The sequence below is a fragment of the Mucilaginibacter sp. genome (genome assembly GCF_039207105.1).
Lineage (GTDB): Bacteria > Bacteroidota > Bacteroidia > Sphingobacteriales > Sphingobacteriaceae > Mucilaginibacter.
Window position 1 is genome coordinate 1 of sequence record NZ_JBCECK010000166.1, and the last position, 10206, is coordinate 10206.

At 41.4% G+C, this 10206-nt stretch carries 10 protein-coding genes; 2 read left to right on the forward strand and 8 right to left on the reverse strand.

From position 1 onward, the window contains the following. Nucleotides 1–219 precede the first annotated feature (219 nt). From lspA to AAGC65_RS22075, 5 genes are all read right to left on the reverse strand, one after another. On the reverse strand, nt 220–759 hold the full coding sequence (lspA, locus tag AAGC65_RS22055) for a signal peptidase II (protein ID WP_343114631.1): 540 nt from the start codon (nt 757–759) through the stop codon (nt 220–222). Nucleotides 760–834: 75 nt separating this feature from the next. Then, complete coding sequence (locus AAGC65_RS22060; protein ID WP_343114632.1) at nt 835–1155, reverse strand: hypothetical protein; 321 nt, start codon at nt 1153–1155, stop codon at nt 835–837. Nucleotides 1156–1215: 60 nt separating this feature from the next. Beyond that, the gene (gene eno / locus AAGC65_RS22065; protein WP_343114633.1) at nt 1216–2511 is read right to left on the reverse strand and encodes a phosphopyruvate hydratase; all 1296 of its coding nucleotides are present in this window, start codon (nt 2509–2511) and stop codon (nt 1216–1218) included. 95 nt (nt 2512–2606) lie between these two features. Beyond that, nucleotides 2607–3344, reverse strand: a complete 738-nt coding sequence (locus AAGC65_RS22070; RefSeq protein ID WP_343114634.1) for a DUF2490 domain-containing protein — start codon at nt 3342–3344, stop codon at nt 2607–2609. Nucleotides 3345–3449: 105 nt separating this feature from the next. After that, nucleotides 3450–4640, reverse strand: a complete 1191-nt coding sequence (locus AAGC65_RS22075; protein ID WP_343114635.1) for an MFS transporter — start codon at nt 4638–4640, stop codon at nt 3450–3452. Between the two features lie 91 nt (nt 4641–4731). Here AAGC65_RS22075 and AAGC65_RS22080 point away from each other — a divergent pair, with 91 nt between their 5' ends. After that, the gene (locus AAGC65_RS22080; protein ID WP_343114636.1) at nt 4732–6213 is read left to right on the forward strand and encodes a serine hydrolase; all 1482 of its coding nucleotides are present in this window, start codon (nt 4732–4734) and stop codon (nt 6211–6213) included. A gap of 4 nt (nt 6214–6217) precedes the next feature. Here the strand turns inward: AAGC65_RS22080 and AAGC65_RS22085 are convergent, their stop codons facing one another. From AAGC65_RS22085 to AAGC65_RS22095, 3 genes are all read right to left on the reverse strand, one after another. Next, complete coding sequence (locus AAGC65_RS22085) at nt 6218–7318, reverse strand: ABC transporter permease (RefSeq protein ID WP_343114637.1); 1101 nt, start codon at nt 7316–7318, stop codon at nt 6218–6220. Nucleotides 7319–7418: 100 nt separating this feature from the next. Then, nucleotides 7419–8183 carry an ABC transporter ATP-binding protein gene (locus tag AAGC65_RS22090; protein ID WP_343114638.1) on the reverse strand — a complete coding sequence of 255 codons (765 nt, stop codon included), beginning with the start codon at nt 8181–8183 and terminating at the stop codon, nt 7419–7421. Nucleotides 8184–8269: 86 nt separating this feature from the next. After that, nucleotides 8270–8500, reverse strand: coding sequence for a DUF2945 domain-containing protein (locus AAGC65_RS22095; RefSeq protein WP_343114639.1), 231 nt, complete (start codon nt 8498–8500; stop codon nt 8270–8272). 554 nt (nt 8501–9054) lie between these two features. Here AAGC65_RS22095 and dctA point away from each other — a divergent pair. Then, nucleotides 9055–10206: C4-dicarboxylate transporter DctA (gene dctA, locus AAGC65_RS22100; RefSeq protein WP_343114640.1), on the forward strand; the 1152-nt coding region annotated here is incomplete at its 3' end.

Here is a 10206-nt window from a genome sequence, read left to right on the forward strand (position 1 = left end):
TATATCCCTCAGTTTTTAAGGCCTTGAGTAAGGGCTCAATTAATTTTAAATTTTCAAATGACATGTAATGATTGTAATGTGTATGGTGCTATCGCCAAAAAGCATAAACGCACCTGACGAATTTTTCGGTGATCAAAACCGTAGGGGCTAATAAGTATTTTTTTGCAAAGATACACTTTTTATATCACATGCACCGATGGGGAGGTTTTTCTGAAATACTTATGCTTCAACCTTTTCTTCGTTGCCGGTTTGCTTTTTGTTTTTAAGCTCGCGATCTTTCATGAACGATTGCACGAGCAATATGCCCACACCAGCCATGATTGACATATCGGCCACATTGAAAACGCCGGTTTGAGCCCAGCTGAATTTGATGAACATAAAATCGGTTACGCTGTGGTATACCCACCTGTCGTAAAGATTACCAAAACCGCCGGCAAGTACCAGGATTATACCCAGGGCATTCCATTTATTTAAATTGTTTTTTAGCAGCACGTATAACAATCCAAAAAGTAATACGCCTGCAGGCAGCAGCGTAAGCAGTATAAACCGCCACGGATTACCTAACGAATCGCCCAGGCTTAAAAAGGCGCCTGTATTTTCGGTACGCACCAACTGAAAATGTTCTGATTTAAAGGGCAGCAACACTTCATAATAATTCAAATGCTTGCGCACATATATTTTTGAACCCTGATCAAGCCCAATATCAACTATCAGGATAAGCAGTATTACCAGTCCCCTCAAAATCCCTTTTCTGTTCATTAATATATAATTATAAATTATTGTGGAAGAATAACGTTATCGCAACGGTTTAATTATCAGCAAATATAGTAGTGTTTATTGCTTTGGCGGTGGATATTCGCCCATGAAACCTTTATCTTTTTTGGTTTGCTCCCAATTGTCAGTGTAGGCGGCCAGCCAATAATCATATTGATCAAAATCAAACTCCAGGGTGGTGTATGGTTTTAAAAAGGTAGCATCAACGGGTTCAATCTGATACATGTCAAACAAAGGGTCTTCCGCATCTACTTCGTAGTAGTTCTGGAGGATGGAGAGTTCAATGGGTGCAAGATCAACCTGCCCGACTAAGGAATCGTCGGCCTTATCAAAATATTGAATTTCGCGTTTCAGCCACTCTGGTTGTTTAACGTTGCCCATTGGTATCAATTAAAAAAGAGCCACCTGTTTTAAGCAGATGGCTCTTTAATGAATTTTTAATTATTTTTTCAGGAATTTGAAATCCTTACCGATGAATTTTGCATTACTGCCCAATTCTTCTTCGATACGTAATAATTGGTTGTATTTAGCGATCCTGTCTGAACGTGAAGCAGAACCGGTTTTGATCTGACCGCAATTTAATGCTACAGCTAAATCAGCAATGGTTGCATCTTCAGTCTCGCCAGAACGGTGGCTCATTACCGAGGTAAAGCCATTGGTTTGCGCTAAAGTTACCGCGTTAATAGTTTCGGTTAATGAACCAATTTGGTTAACTTTTACCAGGATCGAGTTAGCAATACCTTCGCTAACACCTCTTTGTAAACGTTTTGTATTGGTTACAAATAAATCGTCACCCACTAACTGCACGTTTTTACCAATTTTATCGGTTAAAATTTTCCAGCCATCCCAATCATCCTCAGCCATACCATCTTCGATAGAGATAACAGGGTATTTGGTTGCTAATTCAGCCAGGTAATCTGCCTGCTCAGCGCTGGTGCGGATAGCACCTTTATCGCCTTCAAACTTGGTGTAATCGTATTTACCGTCTTTGTAAAACTCAGAAGCAGCACAATCAAACGCGATATAAATATCTTCGCCTGGTTTGTAACCAGCTTTTTCAATTGCTTTTAAAATGGTTTCAACCGCGTCTTCAGTTCCTTCAAAAGTCGGAGCAAAACCACCTTCGTCGCCAACAGCTGTAGAAAGGCCACGGTCATGCAGAATTTTTTTCAGGTTATGAAATACCTCAGTACCCCAACGCAGTGCTTCAGAAAAAGAAGGAGCGCCAACAGGCATGATCATAAATTCCTGGAAAGCGATAGGAGCATCAGAGTGCGAACCACCGTTGATGATGTTCATCATCGGGATAGGTAGTGTGTTTGCATTTACACCACCAATGTAGCGGTATAATGGCTGGCGGCTTTCCTGAGCAGCAGCCTTAGCTACGGCTAATGAAACGCCTAATATAGCGTTAGCACCTAATTTACCTTTGTTTTCGGTACCGTCAATCTCAATCATTAACGCGTCAATAGCGTTTTGATCAAATACGTCAATACCTTTTAATTCAGGAGCTAAAATATCATTTACGTTGGCAACGGCATTTAACACACCTTTACCCATGTATTTTGTTTTATCGTTATCGCGAAGTTCAACGGCTTCGTGAACACCGGTTGATGCACCTGATGGTACAGCAGCCCTGCCGAAAGCACCGTTTTCTGTTAATACCTCTACCTCAATAGTAGGGTTACCACGCGAATCTAAGATCTGGCGGGCATGTACGTCAATTATTAAGCTCATAGTTTATTGTCAGATATTTGTAATTTGTAAACCGCGGGCTAAGTTAATAGCAAAATCAAGAAATCACAATTGAAATTTTGCATTTGTTATGATTCTTAATCGGTAGTTGTTGGTAAAAGCTCTCTTTGAACTGCATTTTTCCGATTTATACGATACATTAACATAAGCATAATGTTATTTTTACCACTGCTTGTGGTTGCAGCGTAGTTTCGCTGGTTGATCCAGCCTGCCTGTGCTATCCATTTCTTATCAAATTGGTAACCTAAGGCCGCCGAAACCCGGTTTCGTTCAAAATTTGGAGCTTTATTATTAAAAAACACCTCATCAAAAACCGATAGGAACCAGGTTTTGGCTATGATCTTGGTGTTATTTAAAGGGATGAACATATTTAAGCGGTACCTGAACCGGTTGCGATAATCGCCGTTTACCCAACGTTGTTCAACACGATACCGGTGCTCAAATTTCAGACGGTACAGGAATTGGTTAACGGTCATCTGCTCCCATACTCTAAACTCATTAGTTACAGGCCCTGCGTTTACATCGGCAAAATCATAGGTGTGGTAAGTGCCGGTACCTAATAAGGCGATAAAGTTTTTATCCAGGTCATAACTTACGCCCGCTTTGGCCTCATAATATTGAAACTGCGATATAGGGCCATTGGTACGGATCTGGAATTCAGAATAACCTCCCCATTTATGCAAGCTGTCGCCGGGCAATACTACGGTAGCTATGCCCCAAGTGCCTACTTTGGAGTCCTGAGCCTTAACACTAAGTGAACACATTATTAATAAAGTACCAAGCAGAATAGCGGTATTAAAACTTTTAAACATCATTACTAAGGTTAATGATGCAAAATTATTAGCTTAATGTTATCTAAATGTTAATACAAATAAGCTTAATGTTATATTAATGTTAACTAACTGAAATGACAAGATAGATTATTCACCGAAGATGGATGGAGCATTTTTGCTTTTAAACAGCGTAAGCAATCCCAACACCGGACCTACTGCAAGCAGCATATAAATATATTGGTCATTATCATCGTTTCGCAGCGCATTGATGAGTTGTATACTGATGATGGTTATTGAAAAACCAATGCAGTTCACGATAGTTAATGCGGTGCCCTTTGATTGAGCTGGGGCGTACTGCGCAACCAGTGTAGAAAACATAGGTGAATCGGCAATTACGGCCATACTCCAGATAAACAGGAAACCTATAAAAGCTATTAGTGAATCATTAAGCAACAACAATGGTGAAATCAGACAACATAAGCACGAGACTGCAAGTGCCACTACCGCCGTTTTCTTTGCACCAAAACTCCGCGATATCAATCCGCTGAAAACACATGACGCGCTACCGGTAACAATAATCAGGAATGATAGTAGAGGTACATTAATATCTGTATTCGGATGATGGCTTTTATAAGCCGTCAGCATTACAGGCACAAATACCCAAAAGGCATACAGCTCCCACATATGCCCGAAGTAGCCAAATGCAGCCGCCCGGAATTTGTTATCGCGAAAGCTTTGTAGAAAACCTTTTAAATTCAGTTTCTGAGCTGCTTTGCGATAGGGACCATCAGGAACCATCAAAAACATGGCTAAACCACCCAGTACAGAAAGCGCCGAGGTTGAAAACACAACATAACGCCAGGGCAAAGCAGCCATCAAACTTTTAAGCAGGTGCGGGAAAGCCGTACCCAAAACAAGTGCACCTACTAAATAACCTAATGATTTACCTAACCCTTGCTGGTAATGATCTGAAGCTATTTTCATCCCTACCGGATAAATACCGGCCAGAAAAAAACCGGTCATAAACCGAAGCAACAGCAACGCATGCGAATTGATACCTTGAATGCTTACCCCCAAATTAAAAACAGCTGCTATAACGGCGCAGACTAAAAAAACAAGCGAGGGCGAAAACCTGTCGGCTATACTTAATATAGCAAAAATCAGCGTACCTAAAATAAAGCCAGCTTGCACCGCGCTGGCAAGGTAAGCCAGGTATGCAGGTTCCAGATGCAGCTGCCGGGCAATATCTGTTATAACGGCATTACCGGCAAACCATAACGAGGTACAAAAAAATTGAGATATAACGATTACAGGCAAAATCCTGTTGCTGCTTTTCATGATGGTTAAAATGCGGAATGTTTTACAAATAAACATATTTATTCATTAGCCACTGTCACGTTGATTGGGTCAAACAAGTCTTCACAATACCATGAAAAAACTTATCGTCCTTATTTTAGCAGTTGGTATTTATAATTACGCAAACGCGCAAAATACCTTTAAACGACTGGATAGCCTGTTCAATGGTCAGTTTGATGCCGGACAGCTCAATGGCAACGTATTGGTGGCAGACCAAGGCCAGGTGATCTATAAAAAGTCATTCGGCTATGCAGACATTGCCAATAAGATATTAAATACCGATCATTCAGCCTTTTTCCTTGCCTCAGTATCAAAAACTATCACATCAACCGCTGTTTTACAATTGGTTCAAAAAAACAAGATCCGGTTAGATAATCCATTAAAAAAATATTTCCCTCAATTTCCGTATCCCGATATTACTGTCAGGAATTTACTTTCGCACACCTCTGGCTTACCACGGGATAAAGAAGATATTTTTGATACCCTTTTAAAGGTACAGCCACAAAAAAAATTCAGCTATCACGACATCATACCTACCTTACAACAATATCCTAAACCATTAGCTTTTAAGCCCGGCGACAAGTATACCTACTCCAATATTAACTTTAATTTACTGGCATTATTGGTCGAAAAAGTATCTGGTTTACCTTTTGATACCTATCTGAAAAAATACATTTTTACTCCCGCCGGCATGACTGAAACCTATTTGGGCAATCCCCAATTAGCACAAAAAAGCAGTGTCACCCATCGTTACTTTTATCCTAAACATTATTATCCGCATTTTAAGCAGATAGATTCTATATCAGCAAACGCCAGTTATACTACATTTTGGGGAGAGGGAAATGTTATCAGCACAACAACAGACCTGCTAAAGTTTGACCAGGCATTGTATAACAACACACTGGTAAACACCCACGTATTGAATGAGGCATTTAAGCCCACTATACTAAACAACCAACAGGAGGTTGTAGCAGGAGGTGGCGTTTCATATGGTTTAGGATGGTATGTTTTAAAAATAAAAGCACACGAAAAAATTGTTTTTCATAATGGATACATAGATGGCTTACGAAGTGTGTTTATGCGAAATTTGTCAAAGAACCAGACTGTAATTATTTTAGACAATACACAAAGCGGTTCAAATTTTATAACTGCATCAAACGCCATTAGTATTTTAGATAATACTTCACAAGAGAAAACGAAAATATCTATTGCAGACAAATACGCCAAAATTCTGTTTGAAAAAGGCGGTGACGTTGCCGCAAGCCGTTTAGTTCAAATGCAAGCCGATACCGCACATTACAGGTACAGCGCCCATGAAATGGATTTCATAGCCAATGAATTGCTTGATGATTCCTGTACAGATAAGGCATTGGAAGCTTATAAGGTTAATTTATTATTGAACCCTACCAATCCGGATATGTATAACAGCTACGGCAAAGCACTAAACAAGGCCGGCAAAAAGCAGGATGCTATTTTGATTTATAAAAGATCTCTTGCACTAAAAGAGGACAATAAAGATGCTAAAGAAGCCCTGGCTAAATTAGAAGATCATTAATTACCTATTCCCACTTAAATGTTTTAACCGCTACCGCGTATATGATCACAAACCATATCAGCAATATCAACAGCTGATGGGTAACATCGCCCAGGCCGGCACCTTCAAAAGCTACCTTACGCATAGCATTATTCAAATGTGTAAGCGGCAGCACATTACTGATAACCTGCAGCCATTTAGGGAAAGCGGTAACCGAAAAAAACGTGCCCGACAATAAAAACTGTGGCAGGGTTATAATATTTGATAAAGGCGGCACCGTACTCTCGTTTTTAGCTATACCCGATATGGTAAAACCAAAGCCCATGAATATAATGAGCGCAATGGCCGAGAGCACCAGCATATTGAGTACCGTTACCACGCCATGTACCAGTGTAAAGCCAAACATGTAATGACCAACCAATATGATAAAAAGTGAACCTAATAATGAGAACGTAAGGCGGGCCAGCGCCTCGCCCAGTACAATACTATAGCGTTTAACTGGCGTGGCAAAAAAACGTTTGATAACCAGCGTTAACCGCAAACTCAGAAACACAAAAGCGGTACCAAAAACACCGCTGCTTAACAGCGAGAAGCCCAGCTGCCCCGGCAGTATAAAATCAATGTATTTATACTCGCGACCCTGAATGGTGCTTTCCCTGATCTCGGCTACTGGCGGCGTACCTTTCAGCGCGTTGTTGTTAATATTATAATATATATTGCTTAATACCGACCGTAAGATATTCCCTTTTTCAGCCGAGGCTTTCGTGTATTGTACGTTGATGGTAAATGGCGGCCTGCTGTTATTTTTTTTGATATTGATAATGGCATCAAGGCTCCCTTTTGACAGGTTGGTATTCATTTCCGCGGCAGACTGATCCTGCACCAGGTTCACCACTTTTACGCTTTTAAGCGCCCGGTAAACCGGGCTAATAGTATCGCTGCCTTTGGCTACGCCCACATCAACGGTAATACCACCACCGCCAATATTGGCAAAAACAATAATAAATATAAGCGGAAAAGCCAGCGTAAACACCACTGCCGAAGGGCTGCGCAATATTGACCGGAAACTGGCCTTAGCAATGGCCAGGGTTGCTTTTGTATTACTGTATGGTTGGTTTGGGTTCATTTGATTATTAAAAGTCCGGAAGACGGAAAGACCGAAAGTCCGGAAGTATTTTGATTTGTTAACTTATAACTTGGAACTTATTGCTGGCAACTTCAGCCTCCTACCCCTCCCGCCATTCTTTACCGGTAAGGTTGATGAATACATCTTCCAGGTTGGCTAACTTAACCTGTTTTTTGCGTTCAAAGCCAGATGCTACCAATTGGTCAATAAAATGATCAGGAGTATCAATACCGATAATATGACCGTCATCAACAAAGGCTACCCTATCACATAATACCTCGGCCTCATCCATATAGTGCGTGGTGATCACTACGGTTGTTCCCTGATTCCGTATCTCGCGTATCAAATCCCAAAGGTTACGGCGTGCCTGCGGATCGAGGCCGGTTGTGGGTTCGTCCAAAAAAATGATTCTCGGATTATTGATGAGCGTGGTCGCAATAGAGAAACGCTGTTTCTGACCGCCCGAAAGGTCTTTATATTTAGCCTTGGCCTTATCAGTAAGTGCTACCTTCTCCAGCATTTCCATCGGACTTTTATCGATGCCATACAAACCCGAAAAAAGCGTTATCAGTTCAGACAGGTTCAGATTTGGATAATAACCGGCAGCTTGCAATTGCACGCCTATCCGTTTTTTAATACTGTCGGTATCAGTTTCAATATCAAAGCCATCTACAACGATGCGGCCCGATGTCTTTTCGCGCAGGGTTTCAATAATTTCGAGTGTGGTAGTTTTACCAGCACCATTGGGGCCAAGCAGGCCAAAAATCTCGCCCTCAAATACTTCAAAACTAATGCCTTTTACAGCTGCAAAATCCCCGTAGTTTTTAACAAGGTCATTTACAGTGATGATGGGTTGTTTGGTCATAGGGTAAAAATGCGTCAGATTCATGAAATAACCATGAGTTTTTGTTTATACTACAGAATTTTTACAACCCGGCAATTGTTCCTGTTTCAGGATTTCCGTTTGTGATGAGCGTGCGCGGGCTTTAGTTCGCTTTCTGATTTTAATACTTTGCTGCCATCGTCCTGCTTAATATCATAAGCGGGTTCGTCTTTAGTGGCTTTGCGTTTTACCTTGGTGTCTTTAATGGTTTTGGTAACAGGCTCGGTATGTTTTCCGGTAATTTTACCTTCGGCTTCCGATTGGCCCCATTTCCAGCTCACGGTATCTCCCTTTTTCATAATGAAGAATGATTGATGTACAGATATTAACAGGAGATACCGCATAATGATTTGATTATTATTATTTTATCAAATGGCCAATAGAGTGCCACCAAGCTTCCGCATATTCAGCGGCTTTCATCAGCAATTGTATGATTTGTACGGCAAGTAGCGTTTTCATGATATGTATGGTTTTGTAGTTCAAATGTGCTAACAGAATACTTTTTTATGTAATGCTTTTAGGCGAAGCCCCTCAAACTTCCGGTAAACGGCCGAAAATTACCGATGAAAAAACGAGGTATTATCAATATCATCAGGTAAATAAAGCGGCCATTACCTGTGTAAACAAAGGCGAATGTTCCTGTAAGTAAACTATCAGTGCTATAATGGGAGTAGTTAATGTTTTCATAATGATCTTATTTTTTGCCCAAAAGTGCATCGCTGATTTTACAGCCAACAGCCTTTTTTGACCAGCTACCCTATATTTTCGGTAAATGGCCAAAAACCGGGGGCGAATGTTTTTACCCCAATCAGGCATCTTTGCATCCCTGAACCTAAAATCGTATCATTGGCTAATGAAACGCCTTTTATCAAACCTAACTTTCCAGGTTCTTTTTGCTATTGTCTTGGGTATTATCGTCGGCCTAAATTTTAAAGGCTTCGGCCCCACTGCGGAGATGATCAGCAAGATGTTCATCAGCCTGATCACCATGATCATAGCCCCTATTATATTTTTCACCATTGTACTGGGCATTGCAGGTATGAGCGACATGAAAAAGGTGGGTCGCGTAGGCGGTAAGGCCCTGCTTTATTTTGAGATAGTTACCACCTTTGCCCTGGTTATCGGCGTTACCGTAGCCAACCTGATAAAACCCGGCGAGGGCTTTGTAAACCATACCGCTGTTGATACCAGCAAACTTGCCACTTATCAAAAAGCCGCCGAAGAAATGCACTGGGCAGATTTTTTTACGCACATTATTCCCTCCAATGCCTTTGAGGCCTTTGCCAAAGGCGATATTTTGCAGATCCTGTTTTTTGCCATCCTGTTTGGCTTTGGCCTGAGCCGCATGGGTGAAACCGGGCAGTCTGTTATCCAGTTGTTTGATAAGCTATCCAAGGTATTCTTCAACATTATGCGCATCGTGATGAAGGTGGCCCCTATTGGTGCGTTTGGGGGTATGGCTTTTACCATTAGCAAGTATGGTATCAAAACCCTACAGCCATTGGCCTTGTTGATGGGCTCGGTTTATCTGACTATGTTCCTGTTTATTTTTGTGGTACTCAACCTTATTTGTTACATGTTTGAGTTCAGCTTGTGGAAATACCTGGTACATATTAAGGAGGAAATACTCATTGTTCTGGGCACTTCCTCTTCAGAATCAGCTCTGCCGGGTATGATGGACAAGCTCGAGAAATTCGGCTGTTCCAAATCGGTAGTGGGTTTGGTGATCCCGACAGGGTATTCTTTTAATTTGGATGGCACTACGATATACCTGTCTATGTCGGTAATATTTCTGGCGCAGGTTTTTCATATCCCGCTATCTATATACCAGGAGCTTACCATTATTGGCATTTTGATGATCACCTCCAAAGGTGCAGCAGGCGTAACAGGCAGCGGTTTTATTGTGCTTACCAGTACCCTGGCAGCCATCAAGGTTATTCCGGTTGAGGGCGTGGCTATACTCTTAGGGGTCGACAGGTTTATGTCCGAAGCGCGGGCCATAACC